Source organism: Kribbella lupini, assembly GCF_039529595.1.
In the GTDB taxonomy this organism is placed as follows: domain Bacteria; phylum Actinomycetota; class Actinomycetes; order Propionibacteriales; family Kribbellaceae; genus Kribbella; species Kribbella lupini.
The window spans coordinates 2,094,514-2,120,935 of sequence record NZ_BAAANC010000001.1; the positions used below are offsets into that span (position 1 = coordinate 2,094,514).

Here is a 26,422-nt window from a genome sequence, read left to right on the forward strand (position 1 = left end):
AACTGAGTGAGTACTCACTCACAACTGTTTTGCCGACAGCAGAGCGGCGATGCCGTCCAGCACCCGGTCCAGCCCGAACGAGAACAGGAAATCGGAGTCGTACGGCGCGTCGAACTCCTCGCCGACCGTCGTACCGACCCGGCTGGCCAGCGGGAACTTCTGCGCGTCGCCGATCTTCTCCAGCAGCGGCGCGTGCGCCAGCCACCACTCCTTGTCGGTGATGCCGGACGACTGGATCACCTGCTTGGCGTCGACCGCACTACGTACGGCGCCGTGCACGTACCCGTTCACCAGCGCGATCGCGGCGTCCATCTCGACGTCGGTCAGTCCGATCCCCTCGACCGCTTCCAGCTCGTACTCGTACTTCGCCATCAGACCGGGGCCCAACGGCGGCCGGCTGCTCGCGACGTACAGGAGCCACGGGTGCCGCAGGTAGAGCTCGCGGTTCTCCAGCGCGACCTCCTGGAGCTTGGCCCGCCAGTCGCCGTCGACCGGCCGGCGTGGGAACTCGCCGTACACGCTGTCCAGCATCACGTCGAGCAGCTCGGCCTTGCCGGGGACGTACCGGTACAGCGTCATGGCGCCGACGCCGAGCTCGTCGGCGACCCGGCGCATCGACAGCGCGCTCAGGTTTTCGGAGTCCGCGATCCGTACGGCGGCCGCGCACACCTGGTCGACAGTGAGCGCCGGCTTCGGCCCGCGGGTGGGCTTGGACTGCAGCCCCCACAGCAGCTCGAGGCTCTTCGCGGGATCGCCGGCACCGCTGTACTCGGAATTCATGTGCGCGATTCTCTCCGACTGGCTAGACTCCAGCGACTACCCCGTACAGCGTACCCAGTAAGCCGGCTCTTGACCTCTAGTTAAGTCGAGGTCTTAGCGTCGTCGGAAAGTGTCGGTGGCCTGCGGGACCATCGGCACACCCTGGCCAACCGAGCGACTCCGGAGCACCGCCGTGAGCATGGAAATGACCGCGTGGAACTCGCTGTACCACGCGATGAACGCGCAGGAAGAGAAACGTCCCTTCTCCAAGGCGACGCTGAAGCGGATCCTCGCCTTCGCGCGTCCGCACCGCCGGCTGCTGATCGCGTTCCTCGTGCTCAGTACGGCGGCCGCCGTACTGGCCGTCGCGACACCGGTTCTGGCCGGCCGGGTCGTCGACGCGATCGTCAACGGCAAGGCCGTTGGCACGGTCGTGTGGCTGGCCGTGCTGATCGCGGTGATCGCAATCGCCGAGGCCGGCATCAGCCTGTTCACCCGCTGGCTGTCGGCGCGGATCGGTGAAGGACTGATCCTCGACCTGCGGACCGCGGTCTTCGACCACATCCAGAAGATGCCGATCGCGTTCTTCACGCGGACCCGGACCGGCGCGCTGGTCTCCCGGCTGAACAACGACGTGATCGGCGCCCAGCGGGCCTTCAGCGACACCCTGTCCGGCGTCGTGAGCAACCTGGTGATGCTGGTCCTCACCCTCGTGGTGATGCTCAACGTGTCGTGGCAGATCACGCTGCTGGCGCTGATCCTGCTGCCGGTCTTCGTGGTCCCGGCCCGGCGGATGGGCGCCAAGCTGGCCTCGCTGGAGCGGGAAGCGGCCAACTACAACGCGACCATGAGCACCCAGATGACCGAGCGGTTCTCGGCGCCGGGCGCGACCCTGGTGAAGCTGTTCGGCCGGCCGGTGCGCGAGTCGAAGGAGTTCGCCGACCGGGCCCGTCAGGTCCGCGACATCGGTGTCCGGACCGCGATGGTGCAGTGGGTCTTCGTCACCGCGCTGACCCTGGTCTCCGCGCTCGCGCTGGCCGTCGTCTACGGGCTCGGCGGGTTCTACGCGCTGCGCGACCAGCTCGACGCGGGTGCCGTGGTCTCGATGGCCCTGCTGCTGACCCGGCTGTACGCACCGCTGACCGCGCTCGCGAGCGCGCGGCTCGAGGTGATGACGGCGCTGGTCAGCTTCGAGCGGGTCTTCGAGGTGCTCGACCTGAAGCCGCTGATCCAGGACAAGCCCGACGCCGGGCGGGTGCCCGAGGGTCCGGTCGCGGTCGAGTTCGACGACGTACGGTTCGCCTACCCGTCGGCCGACAGGGTGTCGCTGGCCTCGCTCGAAGAGGTCGCCAAGCTGGACACCCGCGGCGGTGAGGAGGTGCTGCACGGCATCACCTTCCGGGCCGAGCCCGGCCAGATGGTTGCCCTGGTCGGTACGTCGGGAGCCGGCAAGTCGACGATCGCGCAACTGATCCCCCGGCTGTACGACGTGGACTCCGGCGCGGTCCGGCTCGCGGGCGCCGACGTACGGGACGTGACGGCGGAGTCGTTACGGGAGACGCTCGGGATGGTGACCCAGGACGGGCACCTGTTCCACGACTCGATCCGGGAGAACCTGCTGCTCGCGCGGCCCGAGGCCTCCGAGGAGGATCTGTGGGACGCGTTGACGAGGGCCCGGCTCAAGGACCTGATCCAGTCGATGCCGGACCAGCTGGACACCGTGGTCGGCGAGCGCGGATACCGGCTGTCGGGCGGTGAGCGGCAGCGGTTGACGATCGCTCGCCTGCTGCTCGCGCAGCCGCGGGTCGTGATCCTCGACGAGGCGACGGCCGCGCTGGACTCGACGTCGGAGGCCGCCGTTCAGGCGGCGCTGGCCGAGGCACTGGCCGGGCGGACCGCAGTGGTGATCGCGCACCGGTTGTCGACGATCCGCGCGGCCGACCTGATCCTCGTGATCGAGGCCGGGGTCGTGGTCGAGCGCGGGACGCACACGGAACTCCTGGCCCAGGGTGGGCGCTACGAGGAGCTGTACCGGACGCAATTCGACCAGCCGCCGGCCGAGGACGAGGTGGTGGTGGTCGGGGCGTCGTAGGGCAGGTGGGGATCGGCCGGGGTGTAGCTCGAGGAAGGTACGGGGTTGGTAGCAGCGGTTGGCGTTTCGGCGGAGATTGCTCGTCTGGTGGCGGTGTTCCGGCCGGCCGATCCACCACGTCTGGGGACCGTCGCGTTCTGGTCCCCGGACGCGGACCCGTTGCCGCTCGGCATCGGCGAGCACGTCGACCTGCAGGTCGTCACACCGCTCGAGGGCGAGCTGCACCAGGAGGGACGCCGCGCGGTCGAGGCGCGGACGGTTCGCGCGGTCGAGCTGCCGGTGAGCGAGGCCGTCGCCGTGCTCGGGCGCGGGCGGAAGACCGCGGGCGCGCACCCGTCGGTGAGCTTCTGGGGTGCGGTCTCGCTCGTGGCGCTGCAGCTGGTCGCGCGGGGACGTCTGCTCCCCGGGGTCTCCCCTGCGGGGCACGACGCTTGGCGTGTCGGTCCGTACGACCAGCCGGATGTCGAGCGAGTGCTGCAGCTCGCCGAGGCGATGCCGCCGGAAGCCAGGTCTGTCCCGCTCACCCGAGATCGCCCCGGTTCGGATGGCACCGCCGAGGTGGCTGGGCGGGACGGCGACTTGCGCTTGCCGGTCGCCGAGGATCTCGTGCGGGCCTTTCTCGATGCCGTGGCCGATGGGATGCCTCGGTCGGCTGCGGCGGCGAAGGCGCACGGGACCGACCTGTTCACGGCGAAGGCGCCGCAGCGGGCGGAGCGGTTGCGGTCGTGGGCGGACGAGGTGTCCGCGGGGCTCGACACCGGCGTCCGGATCTCGTTGCGGATCGACCTGGTCGAGGGCGACCAGCTGGGCGGCGGCCGTGCGAGTGAAAGCGACCAGCTCGGGTTTCGCGCCAACGTGCAGCTGCACAGCCTGCAGGACCCGACGCTGGTCCGGGATGCCGCCGACGTGTGGGCGGGCGACGTACCGGGGTTCGGCCCGCGGGCCCGGATCGACGCGACGCTGGCGATCCGGCGTGCCGCCCGGGTCTGGAATCCCCTGCAGCAGTTGCTCGACGCCGCCGTACCGGACCAGATGGAGCTGTCCGACGAGGAGATCGCCGGCCTGCTGGCGACCGGCGCTCAGCGACTCGCGGCAGCCGGGATCGATCTGCACTGGCCGCGCAGCCTCGGCCGCGCGCTCACCGCCCGCGCCGCGATCACGACCACCCCGGACACTCCCCCGTCCGACCTCCCGAGCTTCTTCGGCGGGGACAGCACGCTCGACTTCAGCTGGCAGGTTGCTCTCGGCAATGACCCGCTGAGTACTGAGGAGATGGACCGGCTGGCCGAGGCGACCCGCCCGGTGGTCCGGTTGCGCGACCAGTGGATGCTGGTCGACCCCGAGGTGGCCCGGAAGGCGCGCGAGCGGATCCTCAAGCCGGTCACGCCGATCGACGCGCTCAGCGCCGCGCTCACCGGCACCGCCGAGATCGACGGCAAGCACGTCCCCGTCACGCCGACCAAATGGCTCGACGACCTGCGCGCCCGGATCGCCGACCCCGACCGTTCCGACGAACCACTCGAAGCCCCCGCCGCACTCCAGGCGACCCTGCGCGACTACCAGCTGCGCGGCCTGCAATGGCTGGCCCGGATGACCTCGCTCGGCCTTGGCGGCTGCCTCGCCGACGACATGGGTCTGGGCAAGACGATCACGCTCATCTCCCTGCACCTGCACCGCCAGACCTCCGACGAGACCGCCGGTCCGACGCTGGTCGTCTGCCCGGCGTCCCTGCTCGGGAACTGGGAGCGCGAGGTCAACAAGTTCGCCCCCGGTACGCCGGTCCGCCGCTTCCACGGGACCAGCCGGTCGCTCGACGAGGCCGACACCGGGTTCGTGCTCACGACGTACGGGACGCTGCGGCGCGACGCGAAGAAGCTCGCCGGGCATCGCTGGGGACTGCTGGTCGCGGACGAAGCGCAGCACGTGAAGAACCCCTCGTCCGGTACGGCGAAGGCGCTGCGCACGGTCCCGGCGATGGCGCGCGTCGCCCTCACCGGCACGCCGGTCGAGAACAACCTGTCCGAGCTCTGGGCGATCCTCGACTGGACGACGCCGGGCCTGCTCGGGCGGCTGGCGACGTTCCGCAGCCGCTGGGCGACGCCGATCGAGGCCGACAAGGACCAGGAGATCGCGGACCGGCTGGCGACGCTGGTCCGGCCGTTCCTGCTCCGGCGCAAGAAGTCCGACCCGGGAATCGCGCCCGAGCTGCCGCCGAAGACCGAGACCGACCAGACCGTCTCGCTGACCCGCGAGCAGGCGGTGTTGTACGAGGCAACGGTTCGCGAGCTGATGGAGGAGGTCCGCTCCAGCAGTGCAATGGTCCGGCGCGGCCTGATCGTGAAGCTGCTGACCGGGTTGAAGCAGATCTGCAACCACCCGGTGCAGTACCTGAAGGAACCCGCCGGCGCGAAGCTCGCCGGGCGATCGGGCAAGCTCGAACTGCTCGATGAACTGCTCGGCACGATCCTCGCCGAGGACGGCGCGGTGCTGATCTTCACCCAGTACGTCGCGATGGCGCGCCTGCTGGAGCAGCACCTCGCGGATCGCGGCGTCGGGACCCAGCTGCTGCACGGCGGTACGCCGGTGCGGAAGCGCGAGGAGATGGTCGAGCGGTTCCAGGCGGGTGAGGTGCCGGTGTTCCTGCTGTCGCTGAAGGCCGCGGGGACCGGGCTCAACCTGACGCGCGCGGATCATGTCGTGCACTTCGACCGGTGGTGGAACCCGGCGGTCGAGGACCAGGCCACCGACCGGGCGTACCGGATCGGTCAGACGAGGCCGGTGCAGGTGCACCGATTGATTGCCGAAGGCACCATCGAGGACCGGATCGCGGCGATGCTGTCAAGCAAGCGGGCACTGGCGGACGCCGTACTGACCGCGGGCGAGGCGGCGTTGACCGAACTGTCCGACGCCGAACTGGCCGACCTGGTCGAGCTGCGAGGTGGGGCCCGATGAGCGCCGAACTGGTGGTCAGCCTTGTGAGCGCGGCTGACGACGCTGGGGTGCAAGTACTGCCGGCGGTCGGCGTCGAGCGCGTGCGGGGTGGGGTGCGATGAGCGCGGCGAAGGGGTTTGCACCGTTCCCGGCGCAGCGCGGGCGGAGTACGCGCGGGCGCTCGTGGTGGGCGCGGGCGTGGGTGCAGGCGATGGAGGACACGTCGCTGGACAACGGCCAACTGAAGAAGGGCCGTCGCTTCGCGAACTCGGGGCAGGTGGGGACGATCACCGTCAGCCCAGGGAGGATCGCGGCCGTCGTCGAGGCGCCCGAGGACCGGTACGAATCGGTGGTTCTGGTCGAGCAGCTGTCCGAGGACGACTGGAGCCGGTTCTTGGACGAGGTCGGTTCACGGGCCGGTCACATCGCGGCGTTGCTTGACGGTGAGATGCCGCACGACCTGGTGAGCGCGGCGGAGGACGCCGGAGTCCAACTGCTGCCGGGCATCGGGGATCTCGACCCATCTTGCACCTGCGACGCCTGGGAACTGCCCTGCCAGCACGCTGCCGGGCTGTCCTATCAGGTGGCCTGGCTGCTGGACGACGATCCCTTCGTCCTGCTGCTCCTGCGCGGGAGATCGCGTGAGGACCTGCTCGACGAACTGCAACGACGAGCAACCACCGGAGGCCGCGACGCCGAAGGCGAGCCTGCGGCCGCCGCTCCCGCCCTGAACCTCGGCGTCGAGGCGGCCGCTGCGTTCGCGGCGCATGTCGGCGCACTGCCGACGGACCCGGCATTGCCCGGCAAGGTGGCGATCGAGGACTTGCCGATCACCGGCACCTCCCCGCTGCCCGAGACGGCTGCGCCGTCTCGGGCAGCGGAAGTGGGGGGTAGGGCGGAGCGCTCCGGCGCAGCCGCGACAGCGGGCCGGGGTGGGCGTGCGGACTCTGCTCCCGTTCTCCTGCCCTTGCTCGTGCTGGATGCGGCTCGGCGGGCTCGGGGGCTTCTGAACGCCTTGCTGGCTGGGGCTTCCGAGCCCTGGGTCCTGGACGAGTGGCAGGACTCGGTGCGGCTGGCAGCCGAGTACCCGGAGCTGCGCGAGCGGCTCGGCGGGACCGAGCGGCTCGCGGTCGGCGTCCGGGCTTGGGAGTACGGCGGCGCGCCGGGCCTCGATGTGCTCACCAACGTCTGGGCTCCGGAGGGCGGTGAGCTTGTGCGGGCGCGGACCGAGGTGCAGGCGGCGGCGGACGAGCCGGTTGAGCTGGAGATCTCCGGCAACTGGCTGACGGCTTCGGCCGTGCAACTGCGCCTCGACCGCGTCGGGCGCTGGCATCCGTACCAACTGATCGGCGACGACTGGCTGCCGGCCGGACCGGCCGACCGGGACCCGGCGGCGGCGTACGCGGTAAATCAGACGACGGAAGGGGCGCACCAGCAGTAGCGTGACGAGCCACGACCACGGAGAGAGGAGTTGATGGTGATGACCGCGCCGCGCTTGTCCCTGTCCAACTCCTTCTGGTCGAAAGGCTTCTCCGTTGTCCATCACCTGGACCACCCGCGCCGAAACCGGCGCTGACCCCGCGGCGATCGACGCCGTCAACTTCCACGCGTTCGGCCGTCGCTACGAGCCCGACCTCGTCATCCGCCTCCGGGCCGACGCGACCGCCTGGCTACCGGCACTCTCGTACGTCGCGACGCAGGACACGCCCGGGGCCTTCTCCGGCGTCGGGCTCGCGGCCGGCGGGCCGGACGACGAGGTCGTCGCCCACGCGCTGCTGAGTCGTTGCCACATCGACGACACCCCGGCGCTCGTGCTCGGACCGGTCGCCGTGCTGCCGGCGTACCAGCGGGCCGGCGCGGGCAGCGCGACGATCCGCGCCGCCCTGGGCGCTGCCCGGAGCGCCGGTGAGCACGCGGTCGTCCTCCTGGGACATCCCGAGTACTACCCGCGGTTCGGCTTCCGCGAGTCGACCGCGTTCGGCATCCACGGCGAGCACGACGGCCCAGCTCAGATGGCCCTCGCGCTGAACCCCGACCGCCCGCTCCCCCGCGGAACGATCCACTACCCGTCTGCCTGGGACGCCTGAGCGGTCGTCGCGCCTGTTCCCCTCCGGGAGCAGGCGCGACGGCGCGGGTAATCCTTCACTCCGCACCGGCGCCGTTCGGAAAAAGGTGGCAGCAAACTCGCCAAACCCCTTGCGCGCCTGCCTTGTATACATGAAACAGTCGAGGGAGCCCCTGACCCCCTGGAGGACGAAATGTTCCGTCGATCTCCGTCACCACTGAACCGCTCCAGCTGGCGGAGAGCCGCTCCCCCGGCCGCCCTGCTCGCGCTGGTCCTGGCGGCCACCGCCTGCTCACCGGTCCAGTCCAACGACGAGCCGGGCGGCGGTGACCAGACCAGCTCGAGCCAGGACGTCTTCGGCGACGCCGCGGACGCCGCCCAGGTCAAGGCCGGCGGAACGCTCACGGTCGCGCTGTCCGCCGACCCCGACAAGCTCGACCCGACGCTGTCGCGCAGCCTGTACTCGCGCTACGTCTTCCACACCATGTGCGAGAAGCTGTACGACCTCGGCCCGGACGCCAAGATCGTGCCGCAGCTGGCCACCGCGCTGCCGACCGTCGCGGCCGACGGGCTGAGCCTGACCATCCCGCTGCGCGAAGGCGTGAAGTTCGCCGACGGCGGGACGCTGGACTCGGCGGCCGTGAAGGGCTCGATCGAGCGCGGCCTGACGCTGGCCGGGTCCGGCCGCAAGAGCGAGCTCGGCCCGATCAGCGGCATCGAGACGCCGGACCCGAAGACCGTCGTGATCAAGCTGTCGAAACCGTTCGCGCCGCTGACCGCCGCCCTGGCCGACCGCGCCGGGATGGTGCTGAGCCCGGCCGCGGTCTCCAAGCTGGGCGCGAACTTCTCCACCGCGCCGGTCTGCGTCGGCCCGTTCAAGTTCGCCAGCCGGGTCGCGCAGAACTCGATCAAGGTGGTCAAGGACCCGCTGTACTACGACGCCGCCAAGGTGCACCTGGACGCGATCGAGTACCGGATCATCACCGACTCCAGCATCCGCTCGGCCAACCTGCGCTCGGGTGACGCGCAGATCGCCGACTCGCTGTCGACCCAGGACGCGCCCGAGCTGCAGAAGGACAGCAGCGTGACGGTCCTGCAGTCGCAGTCGCTGGGTTACCAGGGCCTGACCGTCAACATCGGCAACGCCGAGGGCATCGGCAAGCCGGTCAAGCAGCTGGACACGCCGATCGCCAAGGACCCGCGGGTCCGGCAGGCGCTGGAGGCCTCGATCGACCGCGAGGCGCTGGTGAAGACGATCTTCAACGGGCTGAACACCGTCGCCTGCTCGCCGATCTCGCCGAAGAGCGAGTTCTCCAGCGAAGCGGCCCAGACCTGCCCGGCGCACGAGCCGGCCAAGGCCAAGGAACTGCTCAGCCAGGCCGGCGTCACCACGCCGTACAAGGTCGAGATGATCACGTCGAACAACCCGGACTCGCTGCGCCTGGCGCAGGCCCTGCAGGCGATGGTCAAGGACGGTGGGTTCGACCTGGTGATCAAGCCGGTCGAGTACGCGTCGCTGCTGGACCAGCAGGACCGCGGTGACTTCGAGCTGCTGCAGCTCGGCTGGTCGGGCCGCGTCGACCCGGACGCGAACATCTTCAACTTCGTCGGCACCGGCGGCAGCCAGAACGTTGCCGGCTACAACAACCCGGAGGTGGACAAGCTGCTCACCGACGCCCGGCAGGCCAAGGACCAGGCCACCCGGATCAAGCTGTACGGCGACGTGGTGGCCAAGCTGCAGCAGGACGACCCGCTGATCTACCTGTACCGCCAGCGCAACCTGACCGGCGTCAGCAAGAAGGTGCTCGGCGTCCAGACCTACCCGGACGGGGTGATCCGGACCGCCTTCGCCGGCTTCGCGAAGTAGGCGGCGACGATGCGTCGCTACCTGCTCGGCCGGCTCTGGCAGTCGGCGGTGACCTTGCTCCTGGCAACGATCGTGGTCTTCCTCGGGGTCCGGGCGCTGCCCGGCGACCCGGCGCTGGCGCTGGCCGGGGAGGACCGCGACCCGGAGTCCCTGCGGGCGATCCGCGAGCAGTACGGCCTGGACGACTCGCTGCTGGTGCAGTTCTGGCAGTTCGTCAGCCACGCCGCGCGCGGTGATCTCGGGACGTCGATCAGGACCGGGGAGAGCGTGACCGGCATGCTCCGCAGCGCTCTCCCGGTCACCCTCGAGCTGTCGTTCCTGGCGATCGTGATCGCCGGCGTGATCGGCATCGGCGCCGGCGTGGTCGCTGCCGTCCAGCGCGGCCGCCCGGCCGAGTGGGCCGCGAACGCGCTCGCGCTGCTCGGCCTGTCGGTACCGAACTTCTGGCTCGGCCTGATGGCGATCCTCTACCTGTCGGTGGCGATGGGGCTGTTCCCGGCGTCGGGCTTCGTGCCCTTCTTCAGCAACCCGGTTGCCAACCTCCACCACCTGGTGCTGCCGGCGTTCATCCTCGGGACCGGCCTGGCGGCGGTGATCATGCGCCAGACCCGGTCGTCGATGCTGGACGCGCTCTCCGCGGACTACATCCGGACCGCGGAGGCCAAGGGGCTGCGGCCCAGCGCGGTGATCGGCCGGCACGCGCTGCGCAACAGCCTGATCGTCGTCGTGACGATCGTCGGGCTGCAGCTCGGCGCGCTGATCTCCGGCGCGGTCGTGACCGAGCGGATCTTCGCGCTGCCCGGTTTCGGCAAGCTGACCGTCGACTCGGTCTTCCAGCGCGACTACCCGGTGATCCAGGCCGTCGTGCTGGTCACCGCCACGGCGTACATCGTGATCAACCTGCTGGTCGACCTGCTCTACTCGGTGATCGATCCGCGGATCCGTGTGAGGGGTGAAGCCTGATGGCCGTTGCCGATGTCACCGTCACCGCCGGTCCGCCGCTGTCGTCGCGCCGCCGCAAGGTGGTCAAGCGGATCCTGCGCAACCCGCTCGCGATCGCCGGCCTGGTCGTGCTGCTGATCGCGGTCGTGGTCGCGGTGTTCGCGCCGTGGCTCGCGCCGCACGACCCGACCGACACCAACCTGAGCGACGCCTTCGGCCCACCCGGTACGCCGGGCTACCTGCTCGGCACCGACGACCTGGGCCGGGACGTGCTGGCCCGCATCATGTTCGGGCTGCGCGCGTCGCTGCACGTCGGGCTGCTCGCGGTCGCGACGTCGCTGGTGATCGGCGTACCGCTCGGGTTGATGGCCGGGTACTTCCGGGCCGTCGACGCCCTGATCTCGCGGTTCACCGATCTGGTGCTGGCGTTCCCGTTCCTGATCCTCGCGGTGGGCCTGGCCGCGATCCGCGGGGCGAGCCTGGGCAATGCGGCGATCGCGATCGGGATCGCGCAGATTCCGGGCGTGATCCGGATCGTCCGGTCGGAGACGTTGCGGCTGAAGTCGCTCGACTTCGTCGCGGCCGCGATCGTCGAAGGCGCCGGTGATCTGTGGGTGCTCGGCCGGCACATCCTGCCGAACGCCGCGTCGGTCGTGATCGTGCAGGCCACGGTCGCGATCCCCGCCGCGATCCTCGGCGAAGCGGTGCTGTCGTTCCTCGGGCTCGGCATCCAGCCGCCCGCGCCGAGCCTCGGCACGATGCTGTCCGACGCGCAGCAGTTCGCGACCCGGGCGCCGTGGGCCGCGGTGATGCCGGGGCTGGCGATCATGCTGCTGGTGCTCGCGTTCAACATCGTCGGCGACAGCCTGCGCGACGCCCTCGACCCGAAAGCGAGCCGCCGATGAGCACGCCGATGCCTGAGGCAACGACCCGGACGACCGGCGCCGGTCCGGTACTGCGGGTGCGGGACCTCTCGGTCAGCTTCCGCACCGAGGACGGGCGCATCTCCGCCGTCGACAAGGTGGACTTCGAGGTCGCCGACGGCGAGGTGCTGGCCGTCGTCGGCGAGTCCGGGTGCGGCAAGAGCGTGACCGCGATGAGCCTGGCCGGTCTGCTTCCGCGCTCGGCGTCCGTCGACGGCTCGGTCCAGCTCGACGGCGTCGAGCTGATCGGCGCCGACCAGCGGACCCTCCGCTCGATCCGCGGCCGCGAGATCGCGTACATCTTCCAGGAACCGATGACCTCGCTGAACCCGGTCTTCACCGTCGGCCGGCAGATCGGCGAGGTCCTCGGCGTCCACAACGGGCTGTCCCGCTCGGCCGCCCGCAAACGCGCCGTCGAGCTGCTCAAGCTGGTCGGCATCCCGTCGGCCGACCGTCGCGTCGACGACTACCCGCACCAACTGTCCGGCGGGATGCGGCAACGCGTGATGATCGCGATGGCCGTCGCGTGCGACCCGAAGGTGCTGATCGCCGACGAGCCGACCACCGCGCTCGACGTCACGATCCAGGCCGGAATCCTCGACGTACTGCGTGGTCTGCGGGAGCGCCTCGGCACGAGCATCGTCCTGATCACGCACGACCTCGGCGTAGTCGCCGACCTCGCCGACCGCGTCGCTGTCATGTACGCCGGTCGCGTGGTCGAGACCGCCGAGGTGCACGACCTGTTCGCCCACCCCACTCACCCCTACACCGCCGGGCTGCTCGGAGCATCGCCGTCGGCCGGACGTCACGCGGGCAGCGACCGCCTCAACGAGATCCCCGGCCTGGTGCCGGTCCTCGCGGAGCAGCCCGACGCCTGCACGTTCGCCGACCGCTGCCCCCGCGCACTGGACACCTGTACGACGGAGCAGCCGCTCCTGACCGCGGGTGCTCACCAGGTGGCGTGCTGGAACCCGGTCCGTGAGCCGGTGGAGGCCCGATGAACGCCTTGGAGATCGAAGACCTGGTCATGCACTTCGGCCCGGTCAGAGCCGTCGACGGGGTCTCACTGCAGATCCGCAAGGGCACGGTCGTCGCCCTGGTCGGCGAGAGTGGCTCCGGCAAGTCCACCGTCGGCCGCTGCATCGTCCGGCTGCTCGAACCGACCGGCGGCACGGTCCGCCTGGCCGATGCCGACATCACTCACCTCAACCGCCGCCAGCTGCGCAAGCACCGCCGCGACGTGTCCATCGTGTTCCAGGACCCCGCCGGCTCGCTGGACCCGCGGTTGTCGGTCGGCGACATCGTCAGCGAACCACTCCGGCTCATGCGACAGCGTGACACCGCCGGACAGGTCGCTGACTCGCTGCGCCGGGTCGGGCTGCGGCCGGAGGTCGCACACCGCTCACCGCACGAACTGTCCGGCGGTCAGCGGCAGCGGGTCAGCATCGCCCGCGCACTCATCTCCAAGCCGAGTCTGCTGGTCGCCGACGAGCCCACCAGCGCCCTGGACGTCTCCGTCCAGGCGTCGGTGCTCAACCTGCTGGCGGACCTGCAGCGGGACCTCGGGTTCGCCTGCCTGTTCATCACCCACGACCTGTCCGCCGTCGAGTACCTGGCTGACGAGGTTGCGGTGATGTACCTGGGTCAGCTGGTCGAGCAGGGCCCGCGGGAGCGCATCTTCGGCGTACCGGCTCATCCGTACACGCAGGCGCTGCTGTCTGCTGCACCGGTGCCCGACCCGACGACCCAGCGGGCCCGGGTGCCGGTGCTGCTCGGCGACGACCTGCCCTCACCGATCGACCCACCGGACGGTTGCCGGTTCCACACCCGCTGCCCGGTGGCGGTGGACAAATGCCGGACAGTCGTCCCGGAGTCCCGGGTGATCGGCGAGGGTGGACACCGGGTCGCGTGCCACCTGGTCAACGACGACGGCACCGGCCCGGACGTACGGCGTACGCAAGACACCACTGACACAGGAGCTGCCCGATGACCTTCACCACCCGGCCCACGTTGCGCGGCACGTTCGGGATGGTCTCGTCCACGCACTGGCTGGCGTCGCAGTCGGCGATGCGGATGCTGGAGCTCGGCGGGAACGCGTTCGACGCGGCCGCGTGCGCCGGGTTCGTGCTGCACGTGGTCGAGCCGCACCTCAACGGCCCGGGTGGTGAGGTCCCGGCGATCGTTGCGACCGCTCAGGACCCGACGCCCAGGGTGCTCGCCGGTCAGGGCGTTGCGCCGGCCGGCGCGACCATCGAGCACTACCGCTCGCTCGGGCTCGACCTGGTCCCCGGGTCGGGTCCGCTGGCGGCGACAGTCCCGGGTGCGGCCGACGCGTGGCTGCTGCTGCTGAGGGACCACGGCACGCTGCCGCTGCGGACTGTGCTCGAGCCGGCGATCGACTACGCCCGCAACGGGCACCCGGTCGTCGCACGAGTCGGTGACACGGTCGAGACCGTGCGGCAGCTGTTCACCGAGCACTGGCCCACCTCGGCCGCGGTCTGGCTGCAGAACGGCCGTCCGCCGGCGCCGAACGAGCTGATCAAGAACCCGGCGTACGCCAACACGCTGGAGCGACTGGTCGTTGCGGGCGAGCAGGCCGGGTCCGACCTGGCCGCGCAGATCGAGGGCGCTCGGCTGGCCTGGCGTGAGGGCTTCGTCGCCGAGGCCGTCGACGCGTTCTCGAAGCTGCCGCACCGCGACTCCAGCGGCGAGGACCACGCAGGCCTGATCACCGGCGCGGACATGGCGGCCTTCACCGCGACCTGGGAGGACGCGGCGACGCTGGACTGGCACGGGCACACCGTCGCCAAGACGGGCCCATGGGGCCAGGGGCCTGCGCTGCTGCAGTCGCTCGCCGTACTGGCTGAGCTCGGTGACCCCAGCGACCTCGACCTGACCAGCGCGGAGGCCGTCCACACGACGGTCGAGGTGATGAAGCTGGCGTACGCCGACCGCGAGGCCTGGTACGGCGACGGCGCCGACGTACCGCTGAAGACGATGCTCTCCCCCGCGTACGCCGCAGCACGGGCGGCGCTGGTCGGCCCGGAGGCCTCGCTGGAGCTGCGGCCCGGTCAGCCCGACGGACGGAAGCCGCGGCTGCCTTCGGTGACGACGACCGGCGCTGCTGTCGACGCCACGGTCGGCGAGCCGACCGTGGCCCGCGACGGCGTGACGCGGGGCGACACCTGCCACGTCGACGTCACCGACCGGTGGGGCAACGTCATCTCCGCCACGCCCAGTGGTGGCTGGCTGCAGTCGTCGCCGGTGATCCCGTCGCTCGGTTTCCCGCTGGGGAGCCGCGCGCAGATGTTCTGGCTGGAGGAAGGGCTGCCGTCGTCGCTGGCCCCCGGCAAGCGGCCGCGCACGACGCTGACGCCGACGCTTGTACTGCGGGACGGCGTACCGGTGATGGCTTGTGGGTCGCCCGGTGGAGACCAGCAGGACCAGTGGCAGCTGCTGTTCCTGCTGCGGACCCTGGCTGGTGGCCAGGACCTGCAGGAGGCGATTGACGCACCGGCGTGGCACACGACCGGCTTCCCGTCGTCGTTCTACCCGCGGGCGACCGAGCCGGGTGGTTTGGTGCTGGAGACTCGCTTGGGCACGGCGGTCCGCGACGAGCTGGTACGCCGGGGCCATGTCGTCACGGAGTCGGACGCTTGGAGCCTTGGCCGGCTGTGTGCGGTCGGGCGTGAGCCCGGTGGCGTCCTGTCGGCCGCCGCGAACCCCCGCGGGATGCAGGGGTACGCAGTCGGTCGTTAGCTCAGAGCTGCGGCGGCTGCTGCGTCGATGTGCGCACTGGCAGCGGCCACCGCGGCTTCGGCGTCGCCTGCCGCGATGGCATCGACCAGGCGGATGTGTTCCTCCCACGAGTGCGGTGCGCGCTGTGCCGCGCCGACCCGGAACACCCAGTGCACGTGGTGGTACATGGCCGACGACAGCGACGCCAGCCAGCGGTTGCCGCTGATGTCGATCACCGCGACGTGCAGCGCGCTGTTCAGCTCGGCGACCCGGGCGAAGTCCTCCGCATCGGTCGCCGCATTGGCCTCGGCCAGCAGCGCCCGCAGCCTGGCGACGTCGTCCTCGGTGGCCCGCTCGGCAGCGAGCCCGGCGGCCAGCGTCTCCAGCTGCTTCCGTACGGCGAACAGATCGCGGATCGCCGTGTCGTCCAGCGTCGCGACGACCGCACCGCGGCGCGGGAGGATCTCCACGAACCCCTCGCTCTCCACCACCCGCAGCGCCTCGCGGACCGGGTTGCGCGAGACCCCGAAGTCGTCGGCCAGGCGGTTCTCGGTCAGCCGCTCGCCCTGGGCGTAGTCGCCGTCGACGATCCGGCGCCGCAGCTCGCTCAGCACCTGCTCCCTGAGCGCGATGTGGTCCGCACCGATCGTGCGCACCGGCCCGCCCCCGTACTGCTGGTCCACCCCGGACTCCCCTCTCGGTAGGCCGCGCCGACACGTGGCACGATCCGCCAGCACCGTACCGGACCGCGGGGCACAGAACCTGGTTGCCGCCTGGTGGTGCGGCTGGATACGTTGACGGCTTGTCCATCACGATCACGCCGTTGACCGACCCCGACTACCGGCCGTTCAGCCGCCGGCTGGCGTGGCTGGCGTCCGGCGACCACCCTGTCGGTTCGGCGTACCTGCGGCTGCACAGCAAGCCGAGCCAGGAGCACTTGGCCGAGCTGGAGCTCAGCGTGCACCCGGCTGACCGCCGTCAGGGCATCGGCTCGCTCCTGCTCGACGCGGCGCTGGAGGCCGCTGCCGAGAACGGTGCGACCACAGTCCTGGCCGATGCGACCGTCGGCTCGGCCGGCGACGCGTTCCTCGCCGCCCGGGACTTCACCGTCGGCATGCGACTCGTCTACACGCGCCTGGCACTCGCAGACGCCAAGCCGACGGCCGAGCCGGTCGCCGGCTACCGGCTGACCTCCTGGGTCGGCGTACCGCCCGACGAGCTGATCGAGTCGTTCACTGTCGCGCGCGCCGCGATGAGCGACGCCCCGCTCGGCGACATCGCGTACGGCGAGGAGGTGTGGGACGTGGCCCGCAGCCGCCAGGTCGCCGAGGTCGTCGCCCAGCGCGGCGACCTCCTGGAGACGGTGGCCGCCCTGGAGGAGTCAACCGGCGAGGTCGTCGCCTACACCGAGCTCGTCGTCCCAGGCAACGGCCAGGGCGACGCCCAGCACTACGGCACCGTCGTAGTCCCCACTCATCGCGGCCGTGGCCTCTCCCGCTGGCTCAAAACCGAGCAGATCCGTCGAACCACCCAACGCCACCCTGACCTGGCGGGCCTCCTCACCGACACCGCCGCCACCAACCAGCCCATGCGCCGCACCAACCAGTCCCTCGGCTACCAGGAAACCCACCAGGTCCACCGCTACCACCTGCTGCTCAACTAGCTCACTAGAGCTAGGCCAGATCGGCGTCGTGGGCCAGGAGGGCTATCTGGACCCGGTTGTTGAGGTCGAGTTTGGTGAGGATGCGGGTGAGGTGGGTCTTGACCGTGGCGATGCCGAGGTCGAGGGCGGTGGCGATCTCGGCGTTGCTCTTGCCTTCGGCAACTGCCGCGGCGACGTCGCGCTCGCGGTCGGTGAGCTTGGCCAGGGCGGCGACGGCCTGTTCGCGGCGGGGGCCGCCGTCGTCGCCGGCGACGTAGTTCATCAGGTGCCGGGTGACGCCGCCGGACAGGATCGGATCGCCCTCGGCGACCCGGACGACCGCGTCGACGATCTCGCGGGGCGCCGAGTCCTTCAGCAGGAAACCGGCCGCGCCGGCGCGCAGCGCCTGCAGCAGGTGCTGCTCGGAACCGAACGTCGTCAGGATCACCACCTCGGGTGCCTCCGGCAACCGTCGTACGGCCTCGGTCGCGGTCAGGCCGTCCATCACCGGCATCGTGATGTCCATCAGTACGACGTCCGGCCGCAGCTCGTCGACCGCGGCGATCGCCGCCCGCCCGTCGGCCGCGTCGCCGATGATCTCCAGCTCGGCCGCACCGCCGAGCATGCTCTTCAGCCCGGCCCGCACCAACGGATCGTCGTCGACCAGCACCACCCGAACAGCCATGCCGCACAGCCTAGGCGGTCGGCCAGGGCAGCCAGGCAGTCAGCTGGAACTCACCAGCCCGTACGCCGTACTCCAACCGCCCGCCGGCCAGCGTGGCCCGCTCAGCCAACCCCACCAGGCCGACCTGCGACCCCGGCGCCGACACCCCAGGCGCCAGCCGGTTCCGGACCTCGATCGTCAGCCCCTCCCCCGGCCCACCGCTCAGCTCCACGTGCACCAACGACCCCGGCGCATGCTTGCGCGCGTTGGTCAGCCCCTCCTGCACGATCCGGTACCCGTGCCGCCCAGTAGACGCCGGCAGCCCGACTACCTCGCCGGCAAGCGGCTCGAACCTCACCTGCATCCCCGCGGCCACCGACTCCTCCACCAGCTCGGCGATCTCCCCGATCCCCGGCTGCGGCCGCTGCCCGCCCGGATCGCTCAGGCCGGGCCCACGCAGTACGCCGACGATCTCCCGCAGGTCGTCCATGGACTCCCGCGCCGTCGCCCGGATCACGCCGGCCGTCACCGCCAGCTCGTCAGCCGGCATGTCCGGCCTGAACTCCAGCGCCCCGGCGTGCACGCTCAGCAGCGACAACCGGTGCCCGAGCGCGTCGTGCATCTCCCGGGCGATCCGCTCCCGCTCGCGCTGCCGCCCCTGCTCGACCCGCATCTCCTGCTCCGACTCGGCCCGCCGTGCCCGTTCCTCCAACGACAGCATCAGCTGTCGCCTGGTCCGGACGACGATGCCCCAGGCGACCGTCGCCAGGCAGGTCAGCGCGACGAACCCCACGGTGAACTGGTAGCCGTACGGAATGTCGATCTTGATCGGGTACAGCCAGAACTGCAGCGCAGCCGACAGGATGGCCAGGACCAGCACCGACAGGCTCACCGCCGGCCGCCGGTGCACGGCGACGCTGAAGAGCGCCAGCGCACTCGACGTGCCGACCGCCGGAAAGAACACCGACAGCAGCGTCAGCACGACCACCAGCTCGACCGGCCACCGGCGTCGCAGCAGCAGCGTGGCGGCGGCCACCAGCCCGAGTGCGAAATCCACCCCGTCCGGAGGCAGCGGCAGCTTCGGGCCGGGACCCGGCGCGGTCGGCAGCAGACTCCCACCGGCGGCCAGCAGCACGAACAGCGTGTCGACCACCCAGTCCCGCGGCGTCCGGCGGCCTTGCCCCGGCGCGGCGCGCGAACCAGGCCTGATCAGCGCCGCCACGACTCCTGGGCGATCGAGCTCCGTCGACATACCCCCAGACGTTAGCTGGCCGCGCCCAGGATCTTCTGGACCGCGGCGGTGGTGATCGGGTGGTAGCCGGGCTGAGCGGTGGCGAACACCCGTGCCGCGAACTCCCGGCCGGCCTCCGACCCGCTCAGCGCCCGGTAGACCGGCAGCACCAGCTTCATCCGGCCCACCCGGGTCAGGAACGTCGCCAGCTCGTCGTACGCCGGGGTGTAGGCGCTGGCGGCAACGATCGAGTACCAGCGGCGGGCGATCTCGCCGTTCGCCGTACCGGTCAGGCCGAACTCGCGGTCGAGCTCCTGCAGCTTCTCGGCGCTCACCACGTCCGGCGCGGCGTCCAGGAAGCGCAGCCACTCCTGCGTCGTCCAGGTCTTGCCACCGGTCGGCAGCTCACCGGTGCTCAACCAGTTGTCCCGCAGCCGGTCCACGACCTCGAACCGGTCCGACCGCGCCCGTGCGGCGAACTGCGGGATGCCCGGCTCGTCCAGCCACGCCGCCACCTCGTCCGCCGTCACCACACCGGGCCGCGGCGTCAACAGGTGCTCCTGCAGGTGCGCCACGAAGTCCTGGGAGTTGATGCTGCGGAAGGCGAACCGGTCGAAGTAGCCGCGCAGGAACGGGTCGAACACCTCGCGCCCGAACCGCTCCTCCAGCCAGGACAGGAACCAGCAGCCCTTCAGCGGGCCGAGCGACGTCGTGCCGTGGTACTCCGTGCCGTGGTTCAGCCCCGGCAGCTCCACCGCCAGCTCGGCCGGGCTCAGCGGATCCAGCTTCAGCACCGTCGAGTGCTGCTTGATCGCGGTCTCCATGACCGCCAGCTCCGTGCCGTAGACCGCCTCGACGATCCGGTTCTCGACGTACGACGTGAAGCCCTCGTTGAGCCAGATGTCGTCCCAGCTGTCCTGGGTGACCAGGTTGCCCGACCAGCTGTGCGCCAGCTCGTGGGCGATCACGCTGACCAGGGACTTGTCGCCGATCACCACGGTCGGCGTCGCGAACGTCATCCGCGGGTTCTCCATCCCGCCGTACGGGAACGACGGCGGGAGCACCAGGACATCGTACCGGCCCCAGCGGTACGGGCCGAACAGCGCCTCGGTGACCCGCATCATCTCCTCGGTGTCGCCGAACTCGGTGGCGGCCCGCTTGGCCATCTCCGGCTCCGCCCAGACACCGGACCGCTCGCCGATCGGTTCGAACACCAGGTCACCGGCCGCGATCGCCAGCAGGTACGACGGAATCGGCTCCGGCATCACCACGTCGTACGAGCCGGTACGGCGGGACCTGGTGCCGTTGTCGGCACTCATCAGCACCATCAGCTCGGGCGGGGCCGTCACGTGCGCGGCGTAGCTGAAGCGGACGCCCGGGGTGTCCTGCACCGGGACCCAGCTGCGCGCGTGGATCGCCTGCGACTGGCTGAACATGAACGGCAGTACGCCGCCCGCGGTCATCTCCGGCTCCAGCCACTGGAGGCCGGTCGCCGTCGGCGCGGTCCGGTAGCTCACGCGCACCTGCGCGTGCCCGGCGGTGCGGATGGTGAGTGCGGAACCCAGCTCGTCGTCCGGGAAGGCCAGGTTGTGCTCCAGCGGCTCCCAGCCGTCACCGGTCGAGCCCTCGACCTCCAGGACGGTCAGGTCGCGGGTGTCCAGGATCAGCCGGTCGCCGGGCCCACTCCAGGCCAGCGTGTGCGTAGCGGTCCCGACCAGCACCTTGTGGGTGAAGTCGAGGTCCAGCTCCAGGTCCAGGTGGGTGGTACGCACCAGAGCCGGCTCGGCGTAGGAGTGGCGGTCGTGGGTCACAGGGGGCTCCCGGGCATTCAGGGGGTCATGCGCCGCGGTCGTTCGCAGGCGTCGTTCGCAGGACACTACCCAGCCGACACGCCGATGACGCGGCCGATTAGAGCCAGGGGCAGCACCGTGCCAAGTTGCCCAACTCCCGGGGTGGTGTGCCTGTACGGCACCGAGAGCTTGCAGACTGTAGGCATGATGGCGGAGAGCAGCAGCCCGGAAGTGGTGCTGCAGCGCAGGCCGTTCGGCTCGTGGCTGCTGGGGCCGGTCGACCAGAGCCCCCGGGTTCTGCGGCTCCGCGTGCAGGTGCTGCTGACCTTCTTCTCCATCGGCACCAACGTGATCGGCGCCCTGGTCGTCTTCACGCTCGCCGTCTGGGTCCTGCCCGGCCCGCCGGTCGGCGACCAGCTGAGCCTGGTCCGGTGGATCGCGTTCCCGGCGTACTTCGTGATGGCGCTGCTGGTCGGCGCGGTCTGGAGCACCCGGTTCGCGCTGCGCGTCACGAACTGGGTCCTGGAGGACCGTCCGGCGACCCGCAAGGAGCAGATCGCGACGCTGCAGCTTCCGTTGCGGCTGACCATGATCGAGGTCTTCCTCTGGCTGCTCGCGACCGTGTTCTTCACGCTGCTGACGCTCGCGCTCGAGCCGGAGAGCATGCTTCGCGTGCTGGTGACGACGTTCGACGGCGGGATCGTCACCTGCGCGGCGTCGTACCTGCTGACCGAGTTCGCCCTGCGTCCGATCGCCGCCCGCGCGCTGGCCGACGGCGCGCCGCCGCGGCGCCTGCTGGCGGCGGGGCTCAAGGCGCGCACGGTGTTCTTCTGGGCGGCCGGCTCCGCCGTACCGGTGCTCGGGCTGATGCTCACCGCCGTGATCGCGCTGATCGAGAAGGACGTGTCGGCGACGCGGTTGTCGGTGATCATCCTGGTGCTCGGCTCGATCGTCCTGGTCTGCGGCTGGTTGCTGACGTTGCTCTCGGCAAGGTCCGTGGTCGCCCCGGTGCGATCGGTGCGGAACGCGCTCTCGGTGATCGGCGACGGCGAGCTGAACGTCCGGATCCCGGTCTTCGACGGCACCGAGCTCGGCTCGCTGCAGTCCGGCTTCAACCAGATGGCCGCGGGGCTGCGGGAGCGTGAGCGGATCCGCGACCTGTTCGGCCGGTACGTCGGGCCGGACGTCGTCCGGGAGGCCCTGACGAGTGACTCGCTCGGCGGCGAGGAACGGTTCGCCGCCGTCCTGTTCGTGGATCTGGTCGGCTCGACCGAGCTCGCCGCGGGACGTCCGCCGGCCGAGGTGGTGCAGCTGCTCAACCGGTTCTTCGCGATCGTCGTCGACGAGGTGGATCGTCACGACGGGTTCGTGAACAAGTTCGCGGGCGATGCGGTGCTGGCGGTGTTCGGTGCGCCGACGGAGCTGCCGGACGCGGCAGGGAGCGCTCTCCAGGCCGGTCGGGCGCTGGCCCGCCGGCTCGGCGAAGAGTTGCCTGAGGCAACGGCTGGGATCGGGATCACGGCCGGGACCGTGGTCGCCGGGACGGTTGGTGACGTACGGCGGTACGAGTACACGGTGATCGGCGATCCGGTGAACGAGGCAGCGCGACTGAGCGATCTGGCCAAGCAGACCGACCACCACGTGCTGGCGTCGATGGCCGCGGTCGAGGAAGCGGCGCCTTCCGAGTCCGCTGTGTGGCATCCCGGCGATGAGGTCACCGTCCGGGGGCGGCCGACCTCGACGCGTTTGGCGCACCCCGAGCGGTTGGACTAACGCCCGCCGGCCACGTCGACCATCGAGCCGGTCATGTACGACGCACGGTCGGAGGCGAGGAACACGATCAGCTCCGCGACCTCCTCGGCCGTGCCCGGCCGCCCGAGCGGCGGCGTCGACCCGATCCGCTCCAGCCGCCCCTCGGCGTGGATCTCGGTCTCGATCAGCCCGGGGCGGATCCCGAGCACCCGGATGCCTTCCTTGGCGACCTCGTTCGCGAGCCCGATCGTCATCGCGTCCACGGCGGCCTTGCTGGCCGCGTAGTCGACGTACTCGCCGGCCGACCCCAGTACGGCGCCGCGCGACGACACGTTGACGATCACCCCGCCGGCACCACCCCGCGCGGTCGACATCCGCCGTACGGCGGCGCCGGCGACCAGGAACGCCCCGATCGCGTTGATCCGGAACACCTGCTCCAGCCGCTGCACGTCGTACTCGTCGACCCGCCCGGCGGGCGACACGATCCCCGCGTTGTTGACCACGGCCCCGATCGCCCCGAGCTCGCGCGTCACCTCGTCGAAGAGTCGCTCGATCTCCGCGGACTCGGCCACATCGGCCTGCACCGCGACGGCCCGCCGACCGAGCGCCTCGCACGCGGCGACCACGCGCGCCGCCTCGTCCGCGCGCGTCCGGTAGCTGATCCCGACGTCCCAGCCGTCGCCCGCGAGCGCGATCGCCGCCGCCGCACCGATCCCGCGACTCCCACCTGTCACCAGCGCGACCCCGCGCAGACTCGTCATGCGGCCCAGCTTTTCACGCCGTACTCACTCGGCGGCCTTCGGTGGCTTGGTGAGCTGCACCTGCGTCTCGGTCCCGTCGAACCCGAGCGCCCGGTAGATGCGGATCGCCAGGTACTCCGGGTCGGCGACCATCACCAGCGTCTCCGCCTTCAGCTCGTCGAACCCGTACGTCGAGGCCGTGTGCACCAGCGTCGACGCGATCCCCTGCCCGCGATCGTCCGGATGCGTCTGCACGTCCTGGAACCGAGCGACTCCCGACCCGTCCGTCAGCAATCCCAGCGAAGCCTGCAAGCGGTCCCCGTCGAACGCCCCGAACCACTGCCCGTGCCCTGCCTCGACCACCGCCCGGTGCGCGGCCTCGCGCCGCCGTACGAAGTCCTCGTAGCCCTCCATGTCCATCGGGTTGGAGGCCAAGGTGAGCCCGACCAACTGTTCCCAGTCGTCGTCGCTGCTCAGGAACCGGTACGCCGACGTCGTGTTCGGCCGCGCCGGCGGCACCACGCTCCGCGCCGACATCACCGTGCTCCGCTCGACCTCGAGCCCCGCCGCCGCCAACTCGCCCGCGTCGCCCGCTGCCCCGTCCACCGAATCGATGCCGAAGGCAACGTGCTTGGCGTCCGGGAAGGTCTGCCGGAAGATCTCCAGCCACCCGTCGACCTCGCCCGCGCCGACGGCCGACGGCAGCAGCAGGAAGTTCCCCCACCAGAACGTCGGGTTCGCCGGCGTCCGCACCACCACGTGCGATCCGGCGTCGCTCACCTCACTTCCCCCGAGAGCGAGCAGCAACAGATCGGTCCGGTAGCCGAGGCTCGTGATCTCCACGCCTCTATCGTCGTGCGGCCGTCAAGGCCTTTGTTGTTCGGCGGCGTGGGCGATGTTGCGTTGCATGCCGCCGAAGACGATGCCGTGGAAGGGTTTGATCGCCCACCAGTAGAGCTGGCCCGGCAGGCCGCGAGGATGGAAGAGCGCCCGCTGGCGGAAGACGGTTCGGCCCTCGGCGTCCTCGTCGACGATCAGCTCGAGCCAGGCCAGGCCGGGCAGACGCATCTCGGCGCGCAGGCGGAGCAGCTTCGGTTCGTCGAGGTCCTCGACGCGCCACCAGTCGAGCGGGTCGCCGACAGTCAGGTCCTTCGGGTTGCGGCGACCGCGGCGCAGGCCCGGACCGCCGAAGACACGGTCGAGCAGGCCGCGGGCCCACCAGCCGAGGCGCCAGGAGTACCAGCCGTTGCCGCCGCCGATGCCTTCGATCACCGCCCAGAGCTGCTCAGGCGACGCGGAGATCACGCTCTCCCGCTCGTCGACGTACAGCGAACCGCCGGCCCAGTCCGGATCGCTCGGCAGCGGATCGCTCGGCACCCCGGGCGTCGCCGCCGAGGCCCAGCTCGTCGTGACGTCGAGATCCTGGATCCGCTGCAGCGCAAGCTCGACAGCGCGGTCGAACCCGACCAACCCCGGCGCCGGATCCGGCACGTACTGCGCGATGTCGTGCTCCTTGCGGACCACCTCGTGGATCAAGCTGTCGACCAACGGCCGCGCGATGCTGTTCGGTACGGGCGTCACGAGCCCGACCCAATGGCTCGAGAGCGACGGGGTGAGCAGCGGCAGCGTGACGATCCGGCGGCGCTTGAGGTGCGCGACGTCGGCGTACCGCTGCATCATGTCGCGGTACGTCAGCACGTCCGGTCCACCGATGTCGAACCCGCGGTTCACCTCAGCGGGCATCGACGCGCTGCCGACCAGGTAGTGCAGCACGTCCCGTACGGCGATCGGCTGGATCCGCGTCCCGAGCCAGCGCGGCGTCACCATTACCGGCAGCCGGTCGGTCAGGTACCTCAGCATCTCGAACGACGCCGACCCCGACCCGAGAATCACCGCCGCGCGCAGCACCGTCGTCGGTACGCCGGACGCCAGCAGGATCTCGCCGACCTCGCGACGCGACCCGAGGTGCGGCGAAAGCTCCTCCCCCTCCGGGTAGAGCCCGCCGAGGTACACGATCCGGCCGACGCCGGCCTTCCGAGCCGCCGCCCCGAAGGTCCGCGCCGAGTGCCGGTCCCGCGCCTCGAACTTCTTCCCGGTCCCGAGCGCGTGGATCAGGTAGTACGCGACGTCGACGCCCTCGAGCGCCGCCTCGACCTCGTGCTGCTCGCCCGCATCGGCCTCGACGACCTCGACGTCGTCGTACCAGTCCCGTCCCTCCAGCCGCCGCGGATTCCGGGCCATCGCGCGGACGCGGTGGCCGGCCTTGAGCAGCTCGGGGACCAGCCGCCCACCGATGTAGCCGGTCACGCCGGTGACGAGGACGAGCTTCTGACCGTCGGGCTTCGCTGTGCTCACATCCTGTCGAGTGCCCTGTTCGCGAAGAGGTTATGCCGAAGTTGTGCGCCATTGACAGGCAGTCGTGCGGCTGCCTATTGTCGAAAGGCAGCCACGCGGCTGCATGTTAGGAGTGAACAGCGTGATGGACGACGTGTTCCGTGCCCTCGCGGACCCGAGCCGGCGGCGTCTGCTCGACGAGCTGAACACGCGCAACGGCCAGACCCTGCGCGAGCTCTGCACCGTCCTGGACATGGCGCGGCAGTCGGTCAGCAAGCACCTCGCCGTACTGGAGGCCGCCAACCTCGTCACCACCGTGCGGCGCGGGCGGGAGAAGTTGCACTACCTGAACGCCGAACCGATCAACGCGATCGCGGACCGCTGGATCACCCGGTACGACCGCCGGCGGGTGCACCTGTTCGCCGACCTCAAGACCGCATTGGAGCAGCAGACCATGAGCGACAACGACTTCGTCTACACCACCTACATCCGGACCACGCCCGAGCGGCTGTGGCGCGCGCTGACCGAGCCGGAGTTCACCCGCGAGTACTGGGGCCTGCACCACGAGACCGACTGGCGGCCCGGCTCGCCGATGGAGTGGAAGATGGGCGACGTGACGATGGCCGGCGCCGGCCAGAAGGTCGTCGAGCACGAGCCGTACCGGCGACTGGCCTACACCTGGCACGTCATCACCCCGGAATTCGCCGCGGCCGCCGGGCTGTCCGCCGACGACGAGGCCGCGATCAAGGACGAGCCGCTGTCCACCGTCACCTTCACCCTCGAGCCCGAGGACGACCAGGTGAAGCTCACCGTCGTCCACACCGGCTTCGAGCCCGGCAGCCGGATCCGCGAACTGGTCGGCGAAGGCTGGATCCGAGTGATCGCCGACCTCAAGTCCGTCACCGAATCCAGCAAGGCACTCCAGGGCTGACGGCGTTCAGCAGCCGGAGGC

Annotated in this window: 21 protein-coding genes; 13 read left to right on the forward strand and 8 right to left on the reverse strand. The window is 70.7% G+C overall.

Going from position 1 to position 26,422, the window contains the following annotated elements; all coding sequences use genetic code 11:
- Positions 1 to 18 precede the first annotated feature (18 nt).
- Positions 19 to 780: a TetR/AcrR family transcriptional regulator C-terminal domain-containing protein gene (locus ABD235_RS09615; protein ID WP_344172167.1), complete on the reverse strand. Its 762-nt coding sequence runs from the start codon at positions 778 to 780 to the stop codon at positions 19 to 21.
- Between the two features lie 184 nt (positions 781 to 964).
- Here ABD235_RS09615 and ABD235_RS09620 point away from each other — a divergent pair, with 184 nt between their 5' ends.
- The 10 genes from ABD235_RS09620 to ABD235_RS09665 all read left to right on the forward strand — a co-directional run bounded on the left by ABD235_RS09620 (position 965) and on the right by ABD235_RS09665 (position 15,338).
- Positions 965 to 2,851 carry an ABC transporter ATP-binding protein gene (locus ABD235_RS09620; RefSeq protein WP_344173699.1) on the forward strand — a complete coding sequence of 629 codons (1,887 nt, stop codon included), beginning with the start codon at positions 965 to 967 and terminating at the stop codon, positions 2,849 to 2,851.
- Positions 2,852 to 2,938: 87 nt separating this feature from the next.
- Positions 2,939 to 5,803, forward strand: coding sequence for a DEAD/DEAH box helicase (locus ABD235_RS09625; protein WP_344172169.1), 2,865 nt, complete (start codon positions 2,939 to 2,941; stop codon positions 5,801 to 5,803).
- Between the two features lie 97 nt (positions 5,804 to 5,900).
- Entirely contained in the window at positions 5,901 to 7,223 is a 1,323-nt protein-coding gene (locus tag ABD235_RS09630) for an SWIM zinc finger family protein (RefSeq protein ID WP_344172171.1), read from the forward strand.
- A 94-nt stretch (positions 7,224 to 7,317) separates the two neighbouring features.
- Entirely contained in the window at positions 7,318 to 7,869 is a 552-nt protein-coding gene (locus tag ABD235_RS09635; protein WP_344172173.1) for a GNAT family N-acetyltransferase, read from the forward strand.
- A gap of 171 nt (positions 7,870 to 8,040) precedes the next feature.
- A complete protein-coding gene (locus tag ABD235_RS09640; protein ID WP_344172175.1) occupies positions 8,041 to 9,714 on the forward strand; it encodes an ABC transporter substrate-binding protein in 1,674 nt (557 codons plus the stop codon).
- Between the two features lie 9 nt (positions 9,715 to 9,723).
- The gene (locus ABD235_RS09645; RefSeq protein WP_344172177.1) at positions 9,724 to 10,677 is read left to right on the forward strand and encodes an ABC transporter permease; all 954 of its coding nucleotides are present in this window, start codon (positions 9,724 to 9,726) and stop codon (positions 10,675 to 10,677) included.
- The gene (locus ABD235_RS09650; RefSeq protein ID WP_344172179.1) at positions 10,677 to 11,561 is read left to right on the forward strand and encodes an ABC transporter permease; all 885 of its coding nucleotides are present in this window, start codon (positions 10,677 to 10,679) and stop codon (positions 11,559 to 11,561) included. Before ABD235_RS09645 ends, ABD235_RS09650 begins: the two co-directional genes overlap by 1 nt.
- Positions 11,558 to 12,580: an ABC transporter ATP-binding protein gene (locus tag ABD235_RS09655; RefSeq protein WP_344172181.1), complete on the forward strand. Its 1,023-nt coding sequence runs from the start codon at positions 11,558 to 11,560 to the stop codon at positions 12,578 to 12,580. Before ABD235_RS09650 ends, ABD235_RS09655 begins: the two co-directional genes overlap by 4 nt.
- Positions 12,577 to 13,569 carry an ABC transporter ATP-binding protein gene (locus tag ABD235_RS09660; RefSeq protein ID WP_344172183.1) on the forward strand — a complete coding sequence of 331 codons (993 nt, stop codon included), beginning with the start codon at positions 12,577 to 12,579 and terminating at the stop codon, positions 13,567 to 13,569. Before ABD235_RS09655 ends, ABD235_RS09660 begins: the two co-directional genes overlap by 4 nt.
- Positions 13,566 to 15,338: a gamma-glutamyltransferase family protein gene (locus ABD235_RS09665; RefSeq protein ID WP_344172186.1), complete on the forward strand. Its 1,773-nt coding sequence runs from the start codon at positions 13,566 to 13,568 to the stop codon at positions 15,336 to 15,338. The genes ABD235_RS09660 and ABD235_RS09665 overlap by 4 nt, the downstream gene beginning before the upstream one ends.
- Here ABD235_RS09665 and ABD235_RS09670 read toward each other — a convergent pair.
- Positions 15,335 to 16,000, reverse strand: coding sequence for a GntR family transcriptional regulator (locus ABD235_RS09670; RefSeq protein WP_344172188.1), 666 nt, complete (start codon positions 15,998 to 16,000; stop codon positions 15,335 to 15,337). The genes ABD235_RS09665 and ABD235_RS09670 overlap by 4 nt on opposite strands.
- A 119-nt stretch (positions 16,001 to 16,119) precedes the next feature.
- Between ABD235_RS09670 and ABD235_RS09675 the strand changes: the two genes are divergently transcribed.
- The gene (locus ABD235_RS09675) at positions 16,120 to 16,980 is read left to right on the forward strand and encodes a GNAT family N-acetyltransferase (protein ID WP_344172190.1); all 861 of its coding nucleotides are present in this window, start codon (positions 16,120 to 16,122) and stop codon (positions 16,978 to 16,980) included.
- Positions 16,981 to 16,990: 10 nt separating this feature from the next.
- On the opposite strand, the gene ABD235_RS09680 is transcribed toward ABD235_RS09675, so the two are convergent.
- From ABD235_RS09680 to ABD235_RS09690, 3 genes are read right to left on the reverse strand one after another with little or no spacing between them, the layout of a single operon-like run.
- Positions 16,991 to 17,644 (reverse strand): response regulator, encoded by a 654-nt coding sequence (locus ABD235_RS09680; protein WP_344172192.1) that lies wholly within the window; start codon positions 17,642 to 17,644, stop codon positions 16,991 to 16,993.
- A gap of 10 nt (positions 17,645 to 17,654) precedes the next feature.
- Positions 17,655 to 18,875 (reverse strand): sensor histidine kinase, encoded by a 1,221-nt coding sequence (locus tag ABD235_RS09685; protein WP_344172194.1) that lies wholly within the window; start codon positions 18,873 to 18,875, stop codon positions 17,655 to 17,657.
- A gap of 11 nt (positions 18,876 to 18,886) precedes the next feature.
- Positions 18,887 to 20,665: a M1 family metallopeptidase gene (locus tag ABD235_RS09690; protein ID WP_344172196.1), complete on the reverse strand. Its 1,779-nt coding sequence runs from the start codon at positions 20,663 to 20,665 to the stop codon at positions 18,887 to 18,889.
- Between the two features lie 183 nt (positions 20,666 to 20,848).
- Between ABD235_RS09690 and ABD235_RS09695 the strand changes: the two genes are divergently transcribed.
- Positions 20,849 to 22,417 (forward strand): adenylate/guanylate cyclase domain-containing protein, encoded by a 1,569-nt coding sequence (locus tag ABD235_RS09695; protein ID WP_344172198.1) that lies wholly within the window; start codon positions 20,849 to 20,851, stop codon positions 22,415 to 22,417.
- Here ABD235_RS09695 and ABD235_RS09700 read toward each other — a convergent pair.
- Genes ABD235_RS09700 through ABD235_RS09710 form a run of 3 tightly spaced genes read right to left on the reverse strand, consistent with a single transcriptional unit; the run spans position 22,414 to position 25,491 of the window.
- Positions 22,414 to 23,157, reverse strand: coding sequence for an SDR family oxidoreductase (locus ABD235_RS09700; RefSeq protein WP_344172200.1), 744 nt, complete (start codon positions 23,155 to 23,157; stop codon positions 22,414 to 22,416). The two genes, ABD235_RS09695 and ABD235_RS09700, sit on opposite strands and share 4 nt — an antisense overlap.
- Before the next feature lie 24 nt (positions 23,158 to 23,181).
- Positions 23,182 to 23,979 (reverse strand): GNAT family N-acetyltransferase, encoded by a 798-nt coding sequence (locus ABD235_RS09705; protein WP_344172202.1) that lies wholly within the window; start codon positions 23,977 to 23,979, stop codon positions 23,182 to 23,184.
- Positions 23,980 to 24,000: 21 nt separating this feature from the next.
- The gene (locus tag ABD235_RS09710; protein WP_344172204.1) at positions 24,001 to 25,491 is read right to left on the reverse strand and encodes an SDR family oxidoreductase; all 1,491 of its coding nucleotides are present in this window, start codon (positions 25,489 to 25,491) and stop codon (positions 24,001 to 24,003) included.
- A gap of 124 nt (positions 25,492 to 25,615) precedes the next feature.
- Here ABD235_RS09710 and ABD235_RS09715 point away from each other — a divergent pair, with 124 nt between their 5' ends.
- Positions 25,616 to 26,401 (forward strand): ArsR/SmtB family transcription factor, encoded by a 786-nt coding sequence (locus ABD235_RS09715; RefSeq protein WP_344172206.1) that lies wholly within the window; start codon positions 25,616 to 25,618, stop codon positions 26,399 to 26,401.
- Positions 26,402 to 26,422: the final 21 nt, after the last annotated feature.